This is a genomic window from Domibacillus enclensis (assembly GCF_900156125.1).
GTDB classification, from domain to species: Bacteria; Bacillota; Bacilli; order Bacillales; family Domibacillaceae; genus Domibacillus; species Domibacillus enclensis.
In genome coordinates, this window is the sequence record NZ_FTLX01000006.1 from 40,905 (window position 1) to 62,490 (window position 21,586).

A 21,586-nucleotide genomic window follows, 5' to 3' on the forward strand; every position below is an offset into this window, starting at 1 on the left:
AAAAACCGGTCGTTTTTTCTTGGAATGTTTGGGAATAGACGCAAAATTGTCAAGATTTCATCGTTTTGTTCGTTTTTTTGTGACAAATATCGAGAAAATGTATTGTCACCCTTACCCCTATGTGATACTATTAACAACGTTGCTGCTAGTTGTGCAGCGAAAAAATGGTCCGGTAGTTCAGTTGGTTAGAATGCCTGCCTGTCACGCAGGAGGTCGCGGGTTCGAGTCCCGTCCGGACCGCCATTTTTACTTTAACCTATCGTTATGTCTATGTTATGTTATGTCTTGATGGCGGCCGTGTTCACTAATGAAATGTCCTTCATGAACAGCAGCGGCCGCTGTATTTTCTGAAAAATTTATCTGGCTCAGTAGCTCAGTCGGTAGAGCAAAGGACTGAAAATCCTTGTGTCGGCGGTTCGATTCCGTCCTGAGCCATCATAAGAAGCATCGCGGTGATTTCGCTCCCGTGGTGCTTTTTGTTATTTCTGTCGTTATTTTGCCCGATGCCACGATTCACATGTCGTGATAGAGTTAAGGAAAGCGAAAGAAGCGAAAATATGATAAACTATTATATTTGAAGCCATCTTTTACTCAGGAAACTAAAAGTGAGGTACTTATGATGCAAAAGAAAATATTGGTTGTCGATGACGAAAGACCGATTGCAGATATTTTGCAGTTTAACTTAAAAAAAGAAGGTTACGACGTTCAGTGTGCGTATGACGGCGACCAGGCGGTTGAAATGGTCGAAGAAATGCAGCCGGACCTTGTTCTTCTTGATATTATGCTTCCGGGCCGTGACGGAATGGAAGTATGCCGCGAAGTGCGGAAAAAGTACGAAATGCCGATCATTATGCTGACGGCCAAGGATTCTGAAATTGATAAAGTGCTCGGGCTGGAGCTCGGTGCCGATGATTATGTGACCAAGCCGTTTTCAACGCGTGAGCTGATTGCGCGAGTGAAAGCAAACCTGCGCCGCCATCAGGCGGTACCTTCGCCAGAAGAAGAGGCAGCCGATACCAATGAAATTACGGTCGGCGCGCTGACGATTCACCCAGATGCGTATATTGTATCCAAGCGCGGCGAAACAATTGAGCTGACACACCGTGAATTTGAGCTACTTCATTATTTAGCGAAGCATATCGGCCAGGTCATGACCCGTGAGCATTTGCTGCAAACAGTATGGGGATATGATTACTATGGAGATGTCCGGACCGTGGATGTTACCGTTAGACGCCTTCGGGAAAAAATCGAGGACAACCCGAGCCATCCATCATGGATCGTGACACGAAGAGGTGTTGGCTACTACTTGCGCAACCCTGAACAGGAGTAATCTGAATGAAACGAGTCGGTTTTTTTCGTTCGATTCAAATGAAGTTTGTGCTGATTTATGTGCTGCTTATTTTATTTGCCATGCAGATTATCAGTGTCTACTTCGTTAATTCTCTTGAAGAAAAGTTCACCTCCAATTTTCAAACGTCCCTGGAGCAGCGAGTAGAGCTGCTTGAGTATAATTTAGGGGAAGAAATGCTGAAGGAGCGCGATCTGCAGTCGAATACGCTGGAGCAGGATATACGGCGGGTGTTAGAGGACTTTGCTTCGGCCAGTGATGTAAATGAAGTGCGTGTCATTAACATGGAAAACAAAATTATTGGCACGTCGGACTCCAATAACCGCGGTCTCGTCGGCCAGCGTTTGCCGGATCTTTCCGTTAAGCGGGCGCTGTCAGCCGGCCAGACAGAGGATGAAATGCTAGTGGACGAAAGCACCGGTCAGCGTGTCTGGGTGCTGACCTCCCCGATCCTGTCCAACAGTGAAGTGATTGGTGCGATTTATCTCGTCGGGAATATTGAAACGGTTTTTACCCAGCTGGATGATATTAATGAAATTCTGTTTTCCGCAGCTGTCCTGGCACTGGCCATTACCGCTATTCTCGGCGTCACACTGGCCAGAACGATCACCCGTCCGATTACAGATATGAGACGGCAGGCGGTTGCGCTCGGAAAAGGAAACTTTTCACGGAAAGTAAAAGTGTACGGCCAGGATGAAATTGGCGAGCTGGCTGTGACGTTCAACAACCTGACGAAGCGGCTTCAAGAAGCGCAGGCGACAACAGAAGGCGAACGCCGCAAGCTTTCCTCCGTCCTTTCTTATATGACAGACGGCGTTATTGCTACGGACCGGCGCGGCCGCGTCATCCTGATTAATGAGCCGGCGTCGAAAATGCTGAGTGTTTCACGTGAAACAGTTATTTCACAGCCGATTGTTTCACTGCTTAATTTAGAAGAAGACTATTCGTTTGATGATCTGTTAAATGAGCAGGATTCAGTGATTCTGGATTACAGCACGCATGACAGACCGTACGTGCTGCGTGCCAATTTTTCTGTTATTCAAAAAGAAACCGGCTTTGTAAACGGCTTGATTACGGTCTTGCATGACATTACAGAGCAGGAAAAAATCGAAATGGAGCGCAGAGAGTTTGTCACGAATGTGTCGCACGAGTTGCGCACGCCGCTGACGACGATGCGCAGTTATTTAGAAGCGCTCGCGGACGGGGCCTGGCAGGACCCGGACATCGCACCGAATTTTCTCGATGTAACCCAAACAGAAACCGAGCGGATGATCCGGCTCGTGAATGACCTGCTGCAGCTGTCCAAGTTCGACAGCCAGGAATATAACTTAACGAAAAAGGATACGGATTTTATTGAATTTTTCAACAAGATTATTGACCGCTTTGAAATGACCAAATCCAGGGATATTACGTTCCGGCGCAAGCTCCCGCGTTACCCGATCTACGTGACAATTGATCAGGATAAGCTGACGCAGGTCATTGATAACATTATCTCGAATGCATTAAAGTACTCACCGGACGGCGGGCTCGTTTCCTTTAAAGTCGAGGAGCACGGGAACACCATTCAAGTAAGCATAAGCGACCAGGGCATGGGGATTCCGAAGAAAAGCCTGGACCGTATTTTTGAACGGTTTTACCGGGTGGACCGCGCGCGTTCAAGAAAAATGGGCGGAACCGGTCTTGGATTGGCCATTGCAAAAGAACTCATCACCGCGCACGGCGGCCACATCTGGGCAACGAGTGTGGAAGGAAAGGGAACGACGATTTTCTTTACACTGCCGGCGGATCTTTCCGAAGAGGATGATTGGGAATGAACTATGAAAAAATCAAATCCGGGGCGCTGGCGCTTCTTGTCATTATCAGTCTGACGTTTACATGGGGTATCTGGAACTACCAGCCCAGCTATGAAACGATCACCGACAGTGCGGAAGACACCGTTGCTGAAGTGCAAGGAGGCAGGCAGCTGGAGATCTCGGACCTGCTGAAGCCGTCCAAAATCATCTCGCATCAAGGCGACAGCCATTACGGGACAGTCTCCGAAAATGAGCTTAGCTGGGTGATGGACGAAATGGGGAGCTGGACTTTTTTTGAGCCGGAGAACGTATCCAACTCATTGAGTGAAGCAGGTTTTGACAAGCTGCTGTCTGGCGATTCACATGTAGAGCTTTTTTTCTCTTCTTCTGTTCCGTTTAATACGATAAAAACGATGCTGCGGTTTCGGGAGGATCTCGTGCCGAATGCCGTGTTTAACCGCATCGTGATCACCGAAGCAGAAGAAGCCAATAAAGCATTCGTTTATTTTGTTTCGGTGGAGGAGCGGCTTGTTTTTAAAAGCGAGATTGAGGCACGGTCGCTGGCCGCGTTTAAAAGCCGCTACATGGAAGCATCAGAAGAGCTGGAGCCGTATATCGCGTATCAGGTGCCGAACGGAGCACTTTTATACGTGCGCGAAAATCCGCCGGTGCTGACCGTTCGAAATTCGTTAACGGATCAGATTGATGCGGACACCTTCCGGCAGGCGTTATTTAGTGATCCGAGCTATGTCAGAAAAGGCTCCAATTCCGGCAGTGCTGAATACACAGATGGGTCAAGCTTGATGCGTATTAACAGCAATACCGGTATTGTGGAGTACGTCAACCTGGCTGAAATCACGCAGTCCATGCCGCTCGATCAGCTGATTGATAAAAGCATTACCTATGTGAATAACCATAAAGGATGGGTCAATGATTACCGTCTGTTCCAGGCAGAGCCGGGATCAGCTGAAATCAGCTACCGCTTGTTTATGGGGGACTATCCTGTGTTTAATTCTTCTGGAATGGATGTGCTGTCGCAAATCTGGGGGAAAGAACGCATCTATGAATACAACCGTTCCTCGTACATATTAGAGCTGCTGCCTGATTCGCAGGCGACGGTTGCGCTGCCTGGAGGAAAGAACGCACTGGATGCCGTACTGAACCAGGAAGACATTGATCCGGTTTTTCTGACCGATATGCGGATTGGCTATGAGATGACCGTCGAGCAGGAGTCATCGAAGATTTTCTCGTTAAAGCCCTTTTGGTTTTATGAGTACAACGGAAATTGGGTGAAGCTGGAATCGGACGAAGGAGGACAGGCAGATGGACTGGAGTAAAACAAAAACCATTTTTATCGCCGTGTTCCTCGTTCTAGATATTTTTCTGGCGGTCATGTTTTTTAATAAGTACAGTACGTCCCAATTCACCATCATTAAACAAACAACGATTGAAGAAAAACTGCAGAACGACGGTGTCACGTATGAAAAGCTCCCGACTGATACTGGAGAGCGTGCGCTTATCACAGCAAAGCCGAAGAAATTCACCGAAAACGATTTATTGTTTTTGACGAAGCAGACGCTGACGATTCAAAACGAGGATCGGACGGAAATCGAAAGTGTGCTCGAAAAGCCATACAGCACAGACGGGGCAACGCGGGATAAATTAAACTCATTCGTGAAAAACAATGTATATCAGGGCGGTGAGTATTCCTACTGGGAACGGAATCGTGAAGCCCAGACTGTCACCTATTTTCAAAAAATCGATAACAAAAAGCTTTTTGAAAATGCGTATGGAAAGCTGGTTCTTACATTGGATGAAAACGAAAATATTGTGGGCTACACACAGACGATGCTGGACAGTGTGGAAGAAAACGAAAACGAAGAGGCCATTTTGCCAGCGGTAGCCGCGATTGACGCGCTTTATAAAAACGGGTACATTCAGCCGGAAAGCGAGATCAGCGATGTGGAGCTCGGGTACTACACCCTTGCTCAGCTGAATGAATCTCAAGTGCTGCAAGTGCTGACACCTACATGGTACGTTGAGCTGGAAAAAGGCGATACGACAGAAGAAGTGTTTGTGAATGCATTTGACGGATCGATTTATCAAACAGAGTCAAGTGAGTCATAACGGAATGAAACTGGAGTGAAACAGCATGACAATGCAATTTAGCGTACTGGCAAGCGGCAGTACAGGAAATGCGGTTTTTGTGGAATCAGACGGCCAGTCGTTTCTTGTGGACGCCGGCCTTTCCGGGAAAAAGATGGACGAGCTGTTTTCGTCGATTGGCCGAAGCCTCGCCGACTTGTCGGGCATTTTTGTAACACATGAGCATAGCGACCATATTAAAGGGCTCGGTGTGCTGGCGAGAAAATACAAGCTGCCGGTTTATGCCAATGAAAAAACGTGGCGTGCGATGGACCGCCTGACCGGTGTGATTGACGACAGCCAGAAATTTGTCTTTGAAACCGAAACGGTGAAGTCGTTCGGGGCTGTGGATATCCAGTCGTTCGGCGTGTCGCACGATGCAGCAGAGCCGATGTTTTACATTTTTCACAACGGAAACAAAAAGCTCGTGCTGATCACGGATACCGGCTATGTGAGTGACCGGATGAAAGGCTTTATTTCCAACGCAGATGCCTACGTATTTGAAAGCAATCACGACGTGGGCATGCTGCGGATGGGACGCTATCCGTGGAGCATTAAGCAGCGGATTTTAAGCGATGTGGGCCACGTGTCCAATGAAGATGCGGCGCTCGCGATGAATGACGTGATCGGACCGAATACAAAACGGATTTATCTGGCGCATTTAAGCTCAGATAATAATATGAAGGAACTGGCGAAAATGAGCGTAACCCAGACGCTTCAATTAAAGGACGCCGGAGTCGGCCACCAGTTTCATTTATACGACACCGATCCAAAGGTGCCGACGCCGCTTGCAGTGATTTAACACAGGCTGTCTCTTTTGAGGCAGTTTTTTTATGCAGAAACCGACTCTCGGCGGCGTATCGGTTGCTTCTTTTTTCGCCAAAAGCGTATACTTTTTTTAGGATAGAACCTGAAAACGGTGAAACAATAAGTTGGCAGAAAGGATGAGAGGATTGGGCTACTATGATGAAGGGCGTACAGCGCGAAACAAACGCGGCGGCGGGAAGGGCGGTTATTTCTTATCAGGCCTTGCCGGTGTTGTTGTCGGAGCGGGTCTTGTCGTGGCAACGGTTCCGTCGGTCGTGGATTATCAAAACAATGGAGACGTCTCTGTTTCCGAAAATGAATCGGCTGGCACATCGGAGCAAGTATCCCTTGATGTGACCACCGATGTGACACAGGCTGTGGAAAAAGCACAGGATGCGGTCGTCGGCATTACAAACATCCAGGCGACGATGAATTTCTTCGGTTCTGAATCCACAACGCAGGAAGCCGGTACAGGCAGCGGTGTGATTTATAAAAAAGAAGGTGACACGGCGTTTATCGTCACGAACTACCACGTGATTGAAGGCGCGCAGCAGCTTGAAGTGACGCTCGCAGACGGAACAAAGGAGCCGGCTGAGCTGTTGGGCGGCGACGTGTGGACCGATTTAGCCGTCCTGACGATCAGCGGAGCCAATGTAAACAAAGTAGCGGAGTTTGGTGATTCCGAAGCGCTTAAAATCGGCGAGCCTGTTATTGCGATCGGGAACCCGCTTGGGCTTGAGTTTTCCGGTTCTGTTACGCAGGGTGTCGTGTCCGGGCTTGAACGTGCCATTCCGGTTGATTTAAACGGAGATATGGTGAATGACTGGCAGGCGGAAGTGCTGCAGACAGACGCCGCGATTAATCCCGGAAACAGCGGCGGCGCCCTTGTGAACATCGCGGGACAGGTGATCGGCATCAACTCGATGAAAATTGCCGAAAGCGCGGTGGAGGGCATCGGGCTGTCGATTCCGATCAATACTGCGCAGCCGATTATTGAAGACCTCGAAGCGTTTGGTGAAGTCAAGCGTCCGGCGATGGGTGTGACGCTTCAAAACGTCAATGAGCTGCCTTCTTACCATCAGCAGGAAACGCTGAAGCTGCCCGAAGATATTAAAGAAGGCGTGATCGTTGAGCAGGTGCTGACAAATTCCCCGGCCGCAAAAGCAGGGCTGCAGGAGTATGATGTTATCACTGCGCTTGACGGAGAGCCTGTGCAGGACGTTATTGCACTGCGGAAATATATGTATAACAATAAACAAGAAGGCGACACCGTAAAAGTGACGTATTACCGCGACGGCAAACAGCAGGAAACGGATATGACGCTGGTGGCGGAGAGTGATTTATAATGGAGAAAAAACAAATGGCCTGCTGTCTCGAGCACGTGGAGCTTGCGCTTGATATTGCCGTAGATGAATACGAAACAGCACCGGTGATGGAAAAAACAACAGAGACTCTCTCATGCGAATTTTGTCAAAATCAAGCCGCATATGTGGTAGGAAACTAATATTCGCCCACAAAATGTGGATGAATTCTGTGGGTATGTGGATAAAGTCAGAAAATTCCCGTTATCAACCTGTTGATAACGGGAATTTTTTCTTTATTTTACAATCACTTCAATCGGTTCTGACACGAGTGTCCATTCCTGGCCGAGCATCGAAAAGGTATGCTGCGCGAAAACATATGACGTCCCCGACTTCTCTGCTTGAATGGTATTCCCATTAACGCTCACGCTATCACCTGCAGCAAAAAGAGTGGTATCAATATGTTCTTTCTTTTCCGTCCGGTAGCTTAAAAATGCATTTGCCTGGACAGTTGATTGCTGCCCGACCTTCAGGTTCCGCTTTTTAACGGGCGTCTCAATGCGGATAGGCGCCTCTGTCAGCCATTGCGTATAATCCGTAATCGGGCCAATTACACCGTTTTGCAGCTGCTCGCCAAAATCGGCTTGATTCCGGAACGTCCAGTGGAAGCTGATCATACCCCGCTGGCGGAGATAAGAAGTAAATTCCGGTGATAAGCTGCTGTAGCTCGCATTAAGCGACGCATTCAAGCGGGTGGCTTCATTCAGTTTTGTGCGTGCGTCTGTCAGTCTGGCCGCTTCTGTTTGCGGGACTGCGGCAGAGTACAAATAGCCCGATGGCAAGTGTGGAGCTGCTTCAACCGATTTTTTAACGCTGTTTAAATGAAAGCTTTGCAGCACAACCTGGTCAGCCATGCCTTCTTCTTCAATAATTTGAATCGTTTCTTCGGCCAGGCCGTCCGCTTTAAGTTCTACAAGCAAAATCACTTCTTTTCCTTTAAACGCCTGTAAAAATTCCCGGAACGTCGGCACCTTTTCTCCGGCAAATTCCTCTCCAAAATAAGAGCCTGCATCCAGCTTCTGAATATCCTCCAGCGTCAGATCCTTCACATTGCCGGTGCCGTCTGTTGTCCGGTCGACCGTGTAGTCATGCATAATGATGATTTCGCCATCCTTTGTTTTCTGGACATCCGTTTCGATTAAATCAGCACCAAGCTCGTAAGACAGATGATAGCCGGCCATCGTATTTTCCGGTGCCAGCGAAGGGGTTCCGCGGTGGGCAGCCACAATCGGGCGCTGAACGAGTGTGTTGTCGGGATACCGGCTGAAGGCGGCTGTAACCGTTTCTGTGTTTTGTGCAATCAAGCCGTCTGCTCCCGTATGAATCGCTTTGTGCGCATCCAGCTCTGTTTCACCCGCCAGATCACTCCAGACAGCCACAGCGCGTGTATGAAAAAGATGCACCGTCTCAGCCGTCAGCAGCTTTTGCGGCAGCACAGCTGTTTTAGCTCCTGAAGCATGAACAGACTGAATCAACTGGTTGATATCATGCTTATTTAACGAATGACCGTCATAGGAGAGAGCCCCGCGTGCGGATGGAACGCGTTCTTTTACCTTTTTTAACAGATCCGGCTGAGTGGAAACAATATGTACATCTTCAATAGACAGCTCCTGCAGAAGCGTCGCGGTTTTTTGTGCCGTTTCTTCATTTTCAAGCTTAATAAGCGGAATCGTCTTTCCTGTCATTTCAGTTAAATAGGTGCGCAGCGGAATACCTTCAACTAGAAGTTCATTGTCGGGCGCCAAAAGCATAGAAGAAACGCCAGACTGCTGCTCAAGCGAAGGTGTTTCCGAAATTACAGTAGGCGCATTCAAGATGACCGTTTCCGGCTGATCACCTAAAAACGCTTCAGACTCGGCCAGCGATTGGGATAAAACCGGTTCAGCAGCCAGAACGTTGTGAGGCGTTTCACCGCCATACATTAAAAACCCAGCGGCTAAAAACAAAGGCACGGTTGTTTTCTTATTCATTAAAATTCCTCCTAAAATAGACTTCGTGATCTATTGTGGCAGGGAAATATTAACGAAATATAAAGAAAACGATAAGTTAGCAAAATAAACCGAAAATTCATTCTTTTTACCTCTAAATGAAAAAAGAAACAATCAAAAGTAGGATATTCACATGTGGATACTATGGTAAAATGTAAACAAAGTGGTTGTTGATATGTGGATAACTTTTGTGGACAACCTGTTCGTAAAATGTTTGTAAAGTGGGGTCGAATTGTGAATATCTCGATTATAACAGTCGGAAAGATGAAAGAAAAGTACTTAAAGCAAGGCATCGACGAGTACGTGAAAAGGTTGTCCGTATATGCCAAACTGGACATTATCGAAGTGCCGGATGAAAAAGCGCCGGAAGTGTTGAGCGAAGCCGAAATGAGTCAAGTAAAGGAAAAAGAAGGAGAGCGCATCCTGGCTAAAATCCATCCGGATGCCCACGTGATCGCCCTCGCCATTAACGGCAAAATGAAATCATCCGAGCAGCTCGCCGCCGATCTTGACAAGCTCGCCACATACGGCAAAAGTAAAATCGCCTTTGTGATCGGCGGCTCACTCGGGCTGAGTGACACCGTTTTAAATCGGGCAAATGAAAAGCTGTCGTTTTCACCGATGACGTTTCCGCACCAGCTGATGAGATTGATCCTAGTGGAGCAAGTGTATCGGAGTTTTCGGATTAACCGGGGGGAGCCGTATCATAAGTAAAAGAAAGTTTCTTTGTGTAATTAAAGCCGGCTGCGATCAGCAGTCGGCCTTTTATTTATTTCCCATTGCAATAATCATACCACCGATTTATCGAGCAGAGGAATTCTATTATTTTGTTCTTTCCACAAACAGATTTTTAAACAAAATCTTCTAGAACAACCTTGCCTATCGTCCTATTGCTTTCGAGTAGCTTGTGGGCCTGACGAACATTCTCTGCTGAAATGGGTCCAAGCACTTCGGCGAGCGTTGTCTTCAGTTTTTGATGGTCCACTGCATCAGCGATATGATTAAGCAACAGATGCTGTTCAATCATATCATCTGTTTCATAAAGCGAGCGTGTAAACATAAACTCCCACACGAAGGTGACGCTTTTTTGCTTGAGCAGTTTGAGGTCAAGCGGAGACTCCGGATCATCAATTGCGCATACAACCCCTTGGGGAGAAACGGCTTCACTGATGCCGGTCCAGTGCTTCTCCAAAGCATTCAGACAGAAAATGTACGGAACATTTTGAAATCCAATTGCCTGAAGCTGTGGAAGGAGCGGGTCATGGTGATTAATGGTATAGTCGGCGCCCATTGATTTAACCCAACTGACCGTTTCCGATCGGGAAGCAGTCCCGATTACAGTAAGCCCAGCCTGTTTTGCAAGCTGAGTGGCAATGGACCCTACACCCCCGGCTGCCCCAATGATCAGCAGGGCCTTTCCTTCGTTGGCACCTGGATCTTGGGAAATAGACATTCGGGTAAATAACGCTTCCCAAGCTGTGATAGAGGTTAGGGGAAGGGCTGCCGCTTCCGCGAAATTCAAGGAAGCGGGCTTGCGCCCAACGATTCGTTCGTCGACCAGGTGGTATTCACTGTTTCCTCCTTGTCGTGCAATACTGCCAGCATAAAAAACTTCATCCCCCGGACGAAACAATGAGCATTCAGGCCCCGCATCTTCAATAATTCCTGCTACATCCCAACCTAGAATTTTAGGAACTTCCTCAACTCTTTCCTTAGGAGCTCGTACCTTTGTATCAACAGGATTGACCGATATGGCCACAACTCTGACTAAAATGTCACGACCCGTTGCTTTTGGTTTTTCTACAACTACGTTCACCAGGCTTTGGGGATTGTCAATTGGAAGGTAACGAGTTAATCCTACCGCCTTCATTGTATTCATGAGGAACGACATCCTTTCCTTTCTATTTTAAATCAATTAATCAGCCGAATTGATATCAGGGGATTAGATTAAATGAGCTCCACCATCGATAAGTACCGATGTACCAGTTGTAAAACCATTTTTCGCTAAATAAACATAGGTTTCCGCTATATCTTCAGGCTGGGCAACACGCCCAACAGGTAATTGCTGGGCAATGCCATTATACATATCTTGTCGTTGATCTTTTGGTATTCCGCCGTAAAGAGGAGTATCAACGATACCAGGTGATACCACATTTACTCTGATAGGTGCCAGATCTACTGAAAGGCCTCGTACTAATCCATCGATTGCTGAATTGATGGAAGCGAGTGTCGTTGCACCTTGAGGAGGGCGTTTCCCGTATACACCGGAAGTTAATGTAATGGAGCTTTCATTATTCAAGTATGGAAGAGCGGCATGGACCGAAATATACTGGCCCCAGAACTTGCTATCAAAAGCTTCTCTTACGGCCGCAACAGGTAGTTCGCTAAAGTGACCCATTGCGCCTTCACCTGCAGTAACGATTAGATGGTCGAAATTTCCAACCTGCTTAAAAAAGTCAGAAACTTTTTCCTCATGACGAAAGTCGATTTCATAACCTTCTACGTTACCACCAAGCATTGCTTTTGCGTCAGATAATTTTGAAGCAGAACGGCTGGCAATAATGATTTGAGCGGATTCATCGAGAAACGCCTTGGCAGCAGCTAAACCAATACCAGATGTGCCTCCTAAAATAACCACTTTTTTTCCTTTGAGTAACATATTTATATCCTCCTTATTTTTACATTTAAGTGTTTACATCATTACGTTTATTTAACCAAAAGTTTTAGTGATTCACGATTAAATGCGGGAATATCTTTTGGTTCTCGACTTGTTACAATATTTTTGCTGATGACAACTTCTTCATCTTTATAGTTTGCACCAGCATTTTTCAAATCGTTGCGAATGGATTTATAACCAGTGATGTCGACACCTTTTAAAAGATCTGTATCGATTAACACTTGTGGTCCATGACAAATGGAAAAAATAGGCTTCTCATCTTGAATAAATGCTTTTGCAAATTCACCAAAACGATCATCTTCACGTAATAAGTCAGGAGAGAATCCACCAGGAATGAGCAAAGCATCAAAGTCTGCAGGATTGACTTCATTAATGGCCTTATCAATTTTTACAGATGTGCCTTTTTTACCGGTTACTTCGTTGCCTGACTGTTTGTCAATCGTGATCACTTCATGACCAGCTTCTTTAAAGGCTTGTGCTGGTTCGGTGTACTCATCATCTTCAAATAAGTTTGTTAGAAGTGTAGCGATTTTTTTGCCCATGCGTACTAACCTCCTTAAAATGATAAATCAGAAGTACAAATATGTATTTTTGTTCCATGATCTGATCTCCTGTGTATTAAATACACTACTGCAGCATGTTCTATTTCTCACGTAATATGCTCAACAAATATAAATATAGGGGGAAATCATGTGAAGATGATACTGCCATTGATCCGTGTGCTAAGTGAAAAAAGGGTATTAACTGAAGAAAGATTTACAGTTCCTTTTGAAAAAATTTATTTGGCGGAGTTTAATGAAGAAGAAGAAGCTGCTGTTATAGTAATACAACATATGGAGTGGATTATTGGTAGCAAACAAACGGTAAAAGAAAAGCCGCAGACATTTTGGAGGAAAGCCAGGCGGATGTGATGAAATCATGGTCATTTCCCAAGTTTTCGACACAATGCTCGCTTGTATTATTGTATAATTATGACAAGATTTATACAAAGCGATAGGTTGTAAACAAAAGGAGCTTGGGACAAAAAGTTCTGGATAGAAGAAAAAGCCGAATGAGCACATTCGGCTTTCTTTTGAACTCTTCATGATGGTAACAGCCTCTTTTGTTTACGTTATGAGTTATTCGATAGGAAAAATTAAAGGTTTTGCCTTTTTGAATTTGCATCCGTCAAAGGGTCGATATTAATATCGTATTTTATTTTAATGTCCATCTTCTCATACATTTCACTCCATTTTTTTTCTTCCATTGGTTTTGAGAATGGTCTTTTTGTTTGTATGCCAAGCTGTAATGGATCCACTTTCAATTCTTGCATCTTTTTAAGTAGCTCATGTGTTTGTTTTTCAAGATGGGTTTCAATATCTTTTTTCATATTTTCTAACTCCTTTGGATCAAATAATTGCTTCTCTCCCCGGTATTCCTCAATCCTAGTGTCTATATTCACGGTATAGGTCATTGTAGAATAGCTGCTATCGATATCTACTTTTATTTTAGATCTGACATGACCCAGTACAACTTCAAATTCTTGAATCGGTAAAACTGCTAAGTAGTGATCGTTGTTTATCAGCTGGAAGATACGATCATCTATAGATGAAATCGTTTTAACTAGCTTTTCATCTTTAAACAAGGCTGTACCTTCATAGTTGACCCCATCCTCTTCTAATTTGAATACAGGCAAGAAAGGATCTGAATAAGGAGTATAGAGCAAATTTTTAAATTCATGAAGATTAACGACAGTTAATTCTCCTTGGTTTTGTACCTCATAATGCTTCAGCATTCGGTAAAACGAGTAATCAAAGTTTTCATCTTTGTCCAATTGACTTTCCATGTATTTTTCAAAATTTCCTTTTACGATAACTAAATAGATTCTCGAAGAAATATCCGGATCAGTCAATAATACATTTATAATGGACATAATCCCGTCTTTTCCAAGCTCATCACTAATTACCAGCATCCGCATTTGTCCGGATTTCATTTCCTGGTAGAAGTTTAAGTTGTACTTCTGTACTCCCTCCTTTAATAAGCTGACTTCTTGCGACATAACAACCTTATTTTCTTTACTTAGAGGAGGCATAATTGTACTGACTTTTAATTCCCCTTTATCCCCCTTACTAATTGACAAAAAGGTAATGGGAGAAATTTCTTCAATAAGGTTATTTTCGGTAAAAGGGGCACAGCCAGATAACGAAAAAGTCATAAAAAGGAGTATCAATCTTTTACATCTCTTTTTATGTAGACGCATGTTTTTTAACCACCTCTTTTTCTCATTACTAACACAACAACAAGTGGCACAAGAAAATAGCCTATGCTTCCAGCTATAATTTGAAGATTAAGTAAAAAGGTCTGCTTCTCCCAAGACTTCCAAAATAATTCATTCACAAGAACCATTCCGATAAAAATAAGGAATGCGCTGAATAACAAACCTTTTCCACTGGACGGCTTGCTCATTTTACCAAAAGCTATTTTAGATGCTCCATAAAACAATAGTAGAAATAGAGAAACTGCAAAAACTAGGTTAAATAATTCAAAGGAAAGCATGATCATATCAGTTCGTTCAATCACTGGGTTTTGAAAATAACGGGCCATATTAACAATTGGATATTGACTTTTACTTAAAAAATCGGAACCGAAATAAAGCAGGGATGCTATAAATAGGAATACATACTCTACAACGGTGAGAGCGTTACCGTAAGACAAATAGCGAAAGGTTTTATTGTTTGTTTTAAGCCATGGTCCCAAAAATACCAGAAATTCCGGACCAGAATAGGAAGACAAAATTAAAAAAAAGGCTTTCCAATTTTCTACTTTCCACTCCATTGGAATAAGTGGATACAAATCACTGAGGTGAGCTATTGGAGGAAAGAAGAAAAAAATGAAAAATGTGATTATCCAAAATGTACAGAAAAAAGAAATCAACACAAAACGAATGGTATGTTCAACGCCCTTACCTGCGACATAAAAACAGAACAATAAAATAAAAAAGACAAGAAAATTTGTATCTGTTGCTGGAAGCATAAATGTTTGAATAATTTCGCTGTATCCTAACGTTATGACGGAAAGTTTAAGTAGAATAAAGAACAACCCGATGAAAGAGAGAAATCGCACCAATTTTTTTCCAAACAATTGGACAAATCCATTATAGCCATTACTAGATAAACGGGTTAAAAGCCACTTCGATAAAAGAAGAAGGTTTAGGTGGGATAATATCCCGACAGCTATAAGCACCCAAATCATATATGGATTGATCAAGATATTTGGCATAATCAGAAAAAAGTATAGCATTTGGAGGCGATTTACTAACAACATGGCATAGAACCCATTATAGGTTTCATTCTTTTTAAATAATTGGTGGGTTTCCATCAAGTCATCTCCTAGTTTTATATCTCTTCAGTTTTAGGGGTTTAAGATGCTCTGGACGCTCCAACATTTTAACTAATGGCCCTCGAATGAATAAATCATTCCAATCCTTTCTAAAGAAAGGGGAAACTGGTGAAAAATAGGGTTGCTTGATTGAAGACAAGCTATTAAGATGGGCTAAAATAGCAATGCTTCCTAGTGCAATCCCAATTAACCCAAGGAAAGAAGAAAAAATAAGAAACATCAATTGAATTAATGAATTTGCTTTTGTCATAAGGTAGTTGGGAATAAGAAAGGAAGCGATCGTCGAGATCCCAACAATGACAATTAATACGTTGCTAGCGAATCCAGCCTCAACAGCCGCTTGACCAATCACAATACCACCAATAACCCCAAGTGTTTGACCTGTTTTTGTAGGCATTCTTAAACTTGCTTCTTTTATGATTTCAATAAAAATTAACATGATAAATGCTTCCCAAAAAGGAGTGAAAGGAAGCTTGCTCCTTGAGTCGACCAAGATCAGAAGTGTTTGTATAGGAATCATTTGATAGTGATGAGTTGTCAATGCCACATAGAAAGGAATCAATGTCACTGACAGAATAAAACAGATATATCGGATGATGCGCAAAAAACTGGCAACTACCCATCGATTAATATAGTCCTCGGGTGATTGGAACAAATGGAAAAAAGTAATGGGTGCAACAAGCGCAAATGGTGTATTGTCTACCAGAAGGGTGATCTTTCCTAATCCCAGAGAATAAGCAACTACATCAGGCCGGTCAGTTTGCTGAAACTGAGGAAAAATACTGTTTTGATGTTCCTCCAGGAATGCCGCAACTTGAGAGGAGTCAAAGAAGAGATCAAAATTAATTTCAGAAATTCTCTCTTTGACTGTTGAAACAAAATCTGGATTAGTCAGCCCATCTATGTACATTAATACAACTTTTGTCTCACTCATAGAACCGACAGAAAACTTCTCTGCTTTCAGTTCATGTATGGGGAGTCGTCTTCGAATCAGCGTAATATTGTGTTCTACTTGTTCACTAAAGCTGTCTTTTGCTCCGAACAGGATGGTTTCTGTTTCGGAAGTTTCAATGGCACAGCTAACCAAAGGTTTTGCGAAGAATCAAATAACAAAACGGACCCTGAAAACAATTGTTTTTTTGCCTCTATAAAAATAGAAATGGGAATAATGGAGGAATTCATAATGCACTCTTGAATAGACGGTTTGGAACAATGAGTTAAAGGTTTTACAATACTTTCATTTAATTTTTCTTGGTCAATGAGAGTTCGTATATAAACAAGATGAATTTTTCGAATATCGGAAATGTCAATTTCCACAAATTGTGCATCATCCATTTGAACGAGGCTTTTTTTCAGAGCTTCTATCGATAATTCTGATTCAGCTATTGATTGAGCAACAAGCTTACTTTCACTTTGTTTTTTTTTCCAAAACATGTACATCCCACCCCTCTTATTGAGAAAAAACTTTTCTGGTCGTACTTAAAAACTTCATATTCATACACATTATTAGCAATTTAATTTTAAAATATACAAAACACGTAGAGGTGCATAACGACCCAAGAGGAACAAAGGCAATCCATAATAGATAGACCTTCTTCATCTTAAAGATTGTTATACTAAAGAGATGGAACGTGTGCTGAAGGCAAGCGGCGTAAAAGATGTGAATACGGAAAAAGCGGAAAGGGCATTTTAGCAGGTGGTTGAAGACACGATGATTGAAGGATTTAAGCTGCTTCCGGAAGAGCTGTTGAAGAGAGAGTGGGTGCTCCCTCATCCAGCTATCTAAAATGGACAAGGGAAAAAACCGCATTTAGCCCTGCTACGGTGAGCCGTACCAGGGCTAAATGCGGTTTTATAAATTAAAATAGCACAAAAAAGAGACATTCCAGAGTCGATAATGATCGACGCGAGACGGTCTCTTTTTTTATATTACTGAACAGAATACATTCTCAGCTGGTTATGATGCCGTCCGATCGGTACGACAGAAGGAGAACCCGAAACAGGATCTTCGACTACTGTACAATGAAGGCCGAAAATATCTTCAATCAATGTGCTAGTAATAACATCTGACGGCTTGCCTTCTTCGACCAGGCGTCCTTTATGGAGAGCAAAGATATGATCGGCATACCGGGCGGATAAGTTAATATCATGAAGCACCATGACAATGGTTGTGCCGTGCTTACGGTTCAGATCTGTTAAAAGATCCAGAATTTCAACTTGATACGTAATATCTAAGTACGTTGTCGGTTCGTCGAGAAACAGGATGTCTGTTTGCTGCGACAGCGCCATGGCAATCCAGACGCGCTGCCTTTGACCGCCTGAAAGTTCATCAATGTGCTGATCCGCAAACTCCGTGATGTTCATCATGTCCATCGCTTCCGTCACCGCTTCGTAATCCTTTTTCGTCCAGCCTTTTAAAAACGACTGATGCGGAAACCTTCCTCTTCCGACTAAGTCGGCAACGGTTATTCCCTCAGGAACGATTGGGGACTGCGGCAAAAGCCCTAAGACGCGGGCTAACTGTTTTGGCGGCATTTTATGAATAGGCTGTCCGTCCAATGTTACTTGCCCGGAGGTCGGTTTGATCAGCCGCGCCATGGTTTTCAGGAGGGTTGATTTTCCACAGCCGTTGGCGCCGATAATAATGCTTATTTTATTACTTGGAATCGACAGGCTGACATTATGCAGAATGGTTTTTTGATCGTACCCAGCGGTGATTCCTTCAGATTGAAAAGTATGTGTCGGTTTCATTATAAATCTCCCTTTCGATTCATTCGGATCAGCAAGTAGATCAAGTAAGGTGCGCCGAGAATGCCTGTGATGACACCTACAGGATATCTGGCAACAAAGGCGAATTGTCCAATAAGGTCAGATGCTAAAACTAAAATAATGCCAACAAGACCTGCCGGGATCAGGCTTGAAAACCCAGCACCGACCAGTCTTTTGGCAATCGGGCCGGCAAGAAACGAAATAAAGGCAATCGGGCCTGTTGCAGCAGTCGCGAGCGAAATCATAAGCACGGAACTGATAATCAGGACGAGCCGCGTTTTATTCGTGTCGACGCCAAGTGAGGTAGCTGCCTGCTCGCCAAGTTCCAGCATCTCTAACCGTTTCCCGAACACGATGAGAATAGGTGTGAAGAAGAGAACGGCCAGCATAAGCGGATAAAGCTCCTCCACCTTGGCCCCATTTAAACTGCCGCTGAGCCATCTCATAGCAGTCGGAATATCATGCTCCTGACCGATCAGCAGCAAGTAAGAGATCACCGCATTGAGCATAGCTTGAATGCCGATCCCGATTAAAATTAAGCGGCCGATGGAGAAGGAAGAGCCTTTTGATAAGAAAAAGATAATGAGTACAGTCGCAAGTCCGCCAACAATAGAAGCGATCGAAACGACGGCGTTGCTTGTCTGCAGCACGATAATACAAAAAACAGCCGCAGCACTTGAACCGGCGGTTATGCCGATCACGTTTGGATTGGCCAGCGGGTTTCGGAGCATCGTTTGAAACACGTGCCCGCCCACACCGAAAGCAAATCCGGCAAAAACACCTGCAACCATTCGTGGAAAACGAATCGTTTCCACTGCAAATGATGCCCCCTTCACCTGCTCACCCAAAAGCACCCTCACGACATCCGACACAGGGTAAATCGTGTTTCCCAGCATCAGCATCGTGCAGCACAGCGCAACAGCAATGAGTGCAAGGGAGGAGGTGACGAAGATAAAACGACGACGTCTCTTTATTCTGCCTGCCATAATAACATTCATTGATTCATTCATCATAAAGACCGCATTTTCGCTTTCATAGTAATTAAGATTAAGATCGGAGCGCCAACAAATGCTGTCACTACGCCCACTTCAAGCTCACCGGGATTTCCAAGGATCCGGCCGCACACATCTGACAGGGTTAAAATAATAGCCCCTGAAAGAGCAGACATCGGAATAACAAAACGCAGGTCCGGACCGATGACCAGTCGAATCACATGGGTGGCGAGCAGACCGATAAAGCCGATTGGACCTGCCAGTGCAGTTACAGCACCACACAGGATGACGCCGCCAAAGGCCGCAACGAGTCGAAGTGTTCCTGTACGTACGCCCAGTCCTGTAGCTGCTTCATCCCCTAAAGCCAGCGCATTTAGTGCGGGCGCTGTAAGAAGAGCGATCAACAGCCCGACAGCAAGAAAAGGAACAAGAAGCGAGAGAGAGTCCCAGTTTCCAGACCCCACACTGCCCACCTGCCAAAATCTAAATTGATCCATCACGTTTGAGCGGGGAATCATAATCGCCATGACGAGAGATGATAACGCAGCACTGGTAGCAGCACCTGCTAAAACGAGTTTAAGGGGCGTGGCACCGCCACTCCCCATCGACCCAATTCCGAATACAAAAATAGCTGTTATCATCGCTCCCGCTAACGCAAGCCAAATGTATTGGCCCGGTGAACCAATATTCAAAAAGGAAATCCCACAAACGACGAACAGCGCTGCGCCGGTGTTAACCCCTAATATACTGGGGTCCGCAATCGGATTGCGCGTAACGGATTGCATGAGAGCCCCGGAAACACCCAAAGCCGCACCACACATCAAGCTGAATACCGTCCTTGCAATTCTCTGGCGCACAACATTTGCGCCGTGAGTTTGAACATCAGGATGGAACAAGCCGTTCATTAGCTCATTCCACCCAACGAGACGAGATCCAAAAGCAAGAGAAGCCACTACGCACATACCGAGCAGCACAACGGATAAGATCAGCACTTTCAGGAAATGCTTCGGCAAATATACTTGCTTACGTTCGGAAGCGGATGTCGTATTCATTTTACTGAACTTTGCTTACCGCTTCGGAAAGCAATGTCAAGTAGTCATCAAGCGTATATTCAATCGAAAGTGTACTTGGCGTTCCTGCTGCGGCAAGGGGTGTATTATCTCCAATGATGACGACAGATCCTCTTTCTACTGCTGGGATTTTCCCATAGATTGGATCTGCTTGTAAAGCAGCAAGCGTGCTGTCATCACCATATGAAACGAGAATGTCTGCATCATTCAGCATGTCTGCGTTTTCCGCACTTAATTCTAAATAGAAGCTATCTGAGCCTTCCAGTTCGCTTGTAATGTTTTCCGGATACTCCATGCCTAGTTCAGTCAGGAATTCTCCGCGTGGATCGGTCGGCGAGTAAATATAAAACTTCGATAAATCAGCTGCACTGATGCTGACGAAAGCCGCTTTTTTCCCTTCTAATTCCGGGTACGCACTTACTTTATCCGCAATGAATTTCTCTGTATCTGCAATCAGTTGCTTCCCTTCTTCTTCCATGCCCATGCCCATTGAGTTGTATGTTACTTGTTCACGCCATGAAGCAACCCAAGGGCTTGTTTGGTACGCAACAACAGGAGCAATTTCACTTAATGTATCATATTCTTCTTGTGTAATCCCTGAATAAGCGGCAAGGATCACATCTGGAGCTGTATCCGCAATTGCTTCAAAGTCCAAACCGTCCGTATCCTGGAAAATCGTTGGCGCTTCTCCGCCAAGCTCTTCTACTTTCTCAGCAGTCCATGGCAGCATTCCGCTATCATCTTGAACACCATAGTTTGCAGCTGAAAAACCGACAGGGACAACGTCAAGAGCAAGAGCTACGTCCTGGTTTGACCAGGCAATCGTCGCCACGCGTTCTGGTTTTTCTTCAATCGTTGTTTCACCAAACGCATGCTCAATGACAATTGGGTATTCCGCTGATTCTGTGCTGGATTCGTCAGTTGAAGACGATTCAGGCTCATCGCTTGCTTGCTGACCGGAACAGCCGGCTAGAACAAGCAAAAGCAGCGCCATAAGTAATGGTGTGAATAATGAGAATTTTTGTTTCTTAATCATATTGTGTATCCACCCTTTATGTAATTTTAGTTGATAATAATTATCAATATCATTAATGTATATGGTCTTGGTAGGCTTGTCAATAAGTATTTCGCGTGTAATACAGTAGAAAACAAGGAGGAACAAGGGAAAGCGGCTTTTTTTTAGCTTTCAGAAAAGGAGGAATAGTTATCGATTTTCTCACTTAAAACCTGAAGCACTAGCCAATCTGTGGTCCTTTTT

19 protein-coding genes, 2 tRNA genes and 1 pseudogene are annotated in these 21,586 nt (G+C 44.5%); 11 read left to right on the plus strand and 11 right to left on the minus strand.

All coding sequences use genetic code 11. The features are described from left to right. The first annotated feature begins 166 nt into the window (after positions 1-166). The 9 genes from BW952_RS12755 (at position 167) to BW952_RS12795 (ending at position 7,597) form a co-directional block, all read left to right on the plus strand. A tRNA-Asp gene (locus tag BW952_RS12755) sits at positions 167-243 on the plus strand. Between the two features lie 119 nt (positions 244-362). Continuing rightward, positions 363-435: transfer RNA gene (locus BW952_RS12760), tRNA-Phe, on the plus strand. A gap of 184 nt (positions 436-619) precedes the next feature. After that, entirely contained in the window at positions 620-1,330 is a 711-nt protein-coding gene (gene yycF / locus BW952_RS12765; protein ID WP_045851239.1) for a response regulator YycF, read from the plus strand. 5 nt (positions 1,331-1,335) lie between these two features. Beyond that, on the plus strand, positions 1,336-3,162 hold the full coding sequence (gene walK, locus BW952_RS12770; protein WP_045851231.1) for a cell wall metabolism sensor histidine kinase WalK: 1,827 nt from the start codon (positions 1,336-1,338) through the stop codon (positions 3,160-3,162). Continuing rightward, a complete protein-coding gene (locus BW952_RS12775; protein WP_045851230.1) occupies positions 3,159-4,478 on the plus strand; it encodes a YycH family regulatory protein in 1,320 nt (439 codons plus the stop codon). Before walK ends, BW952_RS12775 begins: the two co-directional genes overlap by 4 nt. After that, positions 4,465-5,268 (plus strand): two-component system regulatory protein YycI, encoded by an 804-nt coding sequence (locus tag BW952_RS12780; RefSeq protein WP_045851229.1) that lies wholly within the window; start codon positions 4,465-4,467, stop codon positions 5,266-5,268. Before BW952_RS12775 ends, BW952_RS12780 begins: the two co-directional genes overlap by 14 nt. Positions 5,269-5,293: 25 nt before the next feature. Then, positions 5,294-6,088, plus strand: coding sequence for an MBL fold metallo-hydrolase (locus tag BW952_RS12785; RefSeq protein WP_045851228.1), 795 nt, complete (start codon positions 5,294-5,296; stop codon positions 6,086-6,088). 151 nt (positions 6,089-6,239) lie between these two features. Further along, complete coding sequence (locus tag BW952_RS12790; RefSeq protein ID WP_045851227.1) at positions 6,240-7,439, plus strand: S1C family serine protease; 1,200 nt, start codon at positions 6,240-6,242, stop codon at positions 7,437-7,439. Continuing rightward, positions 7,439-7,597 (plus strand): CxxH/CxxC protein, encoded by a 159-nt coding sequence (locus BW952_RS12795; protein WP_076496317.1) that lies wholly within the window; start codon positions 7,439-7,441, stop codon positions 7,595-7,597. Before BW952_RS12790 ends, BW952_RS12795 begins: the two co-directional genes overlap by 1 nt. Positions 7,598-7,690: 93 nt before the next feature. On the opposite strand, the gene BW952_RS12800 is transcribed toward BW952_RS12795, so the two are convergent. Then, entirely contained in the window at positions 7,691-9,424 is a 1,734-nt protein-coding gene (locus BW952_RS12800; RefSeq protein WP_045851226.1) for a glycerophosphodiester phosphodiesterase family protein, read from the minus strand. 252 nt (positions 9,425-9,676) lie between these two features. Between BW952_RS12800 and rlmH the strand changes: the two genes are divergently transcribed. Beyond that, positions 9,677-10,156, plus strand: coding sequence for a 23S rRNA (pseudouridine(1915)-N(3))-methyltransferase RlmH (gene rlmH, locus BW952_RS12805; protein ID WP_045851225.1), 480 nt, complete (start codon positions 9,677-9,679; stop codon positions 10,154-10,156). Positions 10,157-10,292: 136 nt separating this feature from the next. On the opposite strand, the gene BW952_RS12810 is transcribed toward rlmH, so the two are convergent. The 3 genes from BW952_RS12810 to BW952_RS12820 form a co-directional block, all read right to left on the minus strand. Beyond that, complete coding sequence (locus BW952_RS12810; RefSeq protein WP_045851224.1) at positions 10,293-11,321, minus strand: zinc-binding alcohol dehydrogenase family protein; 1,029 nt, start codon at positions 11,319-11,321, stop codon at positions 10,293-10,295. Positions 11,322-11,384: 63 nt separating this feature from the next. After that, positions 11,385-12,101, minus strand: a complete 717-nt coding sequence (locus BW952_RS12815; protein WP_045851223.1) for an SDR family oxidoreductase — start codon at positions 12,099-12,101, stop codon at positions 11,385-11,387. A 47-nt stretch (positions 12,102-12,148) separates the two neighbouring features. Next, on the minus strand, positions 12,149-12,661 hold the full coding sequence (locus BW952_RS12820; protein WP_045851222.1) for a type 1 glutamine amidotransferase domain-containing protein: 513 nt from the start codon (positions 12,659-12,661) through the stop codon (positions 12,149-12,151). Between the two features lie 150 nt (positions 12,662-12,811). On the opposite strand from BW952_RS12820, the gene BW952_RS12825 reads away from it, so the two are divergent. Further along, the gene (locus tag BW952_RS12825; protein ID WP_045851221.1) at positions 12,812-13,030 is read left to right on the plus strand and encodes a hypothetical protein; all 219 of its coding nucleotides are present in this window, start codon (positions 12,812-12,814) and stop codon (positions 13,028-13,030) included. A gap of 224 nt (positions 13,031-13,254) precedes the next feature. Here the strand turns inward: BW952_RS12825 and BW952_RS12830 are convergent, their stop codons facing one another. From BW952_RS12830 to BW952_RS12865, 7 genes and pseudogenes are all read right to left on the minus strand, one after another. After that, positions 13,255-14,358: a Ger(x)C family spore germination protein gene (locus BW952_RS12830; protein WP_045851220.1), complete on the minus strand. Its 1,104-nt coding sequence runs from the start codon at positions 14,356-14,358 to the stop codon at positions 13,255-13,257. 5 nt (positions 14,359-14,363) lie between these two features. Then, positions 14,364-15,476, minus strand: coding sequence for a GerAB/ArcD/ProY family transporter (locus BW952_RS12835; protein ID WP_045851219.1), 1,113 nt, complete (start codon positions 15,474-15,476; stop codon positions 14,364-14,366). A 4-nt stretch (positions 15,477-15,480) separates the two neighbouring features. Continuing rightward, positions 15,481-16,931 (minus strand): annotated as a pseudogene (locus BW952_RS12840) (spore germination protein). A gap of 495 nt (positions 16,932-17,426) precedes the next feature. Beyond that, positions 17,427-18,248: an ABC transporter ATP-binding protein gene (locus tag BW952_RS12850; RefSeq protein ID WP_045851217.1), complete on the minus strand. Its 822-nt coding sequence runs from the start codon at positions 18,246-18,248 to the stop codon at positions 17,427-17,429. Beyond that, positions 18,248-19,279, minus strand: coding sequence for a FecCD family ABC transporter permease (locus tag BW952_RS12855; RefSeq protein ID WP_045851216.1), 1,032 nt, complete (start codon positions 19,277-19,279; stop codon positions 18,248-18,250). The genes BW952_RS12850 and BW952_RS12855 overlap by 1 nt, the downstream gene beginning before the upstream one ends. Then, the gene (locus tag BW952_RS12860; RefSeq protein ID WP_175607582.1) at positions 19,276-20,310 is read right to left on the minus strand and encodes a FecCD family ABC transporter permease; all 1,035 of its coding nucleotides are present in this window, start codon (positions 20,308-20,310) and stop codon (positions 19,276-19,278) included. The genes BW952_RS12855 and BW952_RS12860 overlap by 4 nt, the downstream gene beginning before the upstream one ends. Position 20,311: 1 nt before the next feature. Further along, positions 20,312-21,364, minus strand: a complete 1,053-nt coding sequence (locus BW952_RS12865) for an iron-siderophore ABC transporter substrate-binding protein (protein ID WP_045851215.1) — start codon at positions 21,362-21,364, stop codon at positions 20,312-20,314. Between the last annotated feature and the right edge of the window lie 222 nt (positions 21,365-21,586).